Source organism: Oleiphilus sp. HI0066 (assembly GCF_001635725.1).
The window spans coordinates 1-653 of record NZ_LWFH01000989.1; the positions used below are offsets into that span (position 1 = coordinate 1).

At 49.8% G+C, this 653-nt stretch carries 1 pseudogene; it reads right to left on the reverse strand.

Features of this window, described 5'->3' with window-relative positions:
* Positions 1-653 (reverse strand): annotated as a pseudogene (locus tag A3738_RS31060) (hypothetical protein); the annotation flags it as partial.

Here is a 653-nt window from a genome sequence, read left to right on the forward strand (position 1 = left end):
CATCACCATTTACATCACTCGCACTCACCGCAGGCGCATCAGCGACTGCTTCCAAAGTAACTTCTACCGAACCATTATAAACTTGACTAGCATCGCCCTGTGTGAACGTTACTTCAGTCGTTAATGTAAAGTCATCGCTGGAATGTTCGACTGGCGTAAGGCTCAAACCATCAAGATCAGCGGGATCCACTGTCCAGGTGCCATCACCGTTATTCGTACCCGCTGACAAAATCGCTCCAGTTGGCACGCCACCGATCGTGACACTGCTCATTGTTTCATTAACATCAATGGGAGTTAACGGACCCAATTCAAGATCAAAGACTGCGTCTTCTGCTACAGTGACAGCCCCCGTCAGTGGATCACCGTCAGCACTAGGGTTCGATGGATCGATTGGATCGGTCGGATCGACTGGATCAACCGGGTTCGGGCCGTCAATAACCGAATTAATTGTTACAGTCATTGACGTCGTTGCACTATTGTTATCGACTTGGCTGCTATCATCGGGATCAACATCTTCATTATGAATCGCGACCTGCAGAACGATATCGCTTAGATGGCCTATTGCTGGCGTGATCGTGAGACCGGCAAGCTCAGCGGCTGTCAACGTCCAGCTACCATCTCCATTGTCAGTGCCAGCAGATAACGTAGCATCT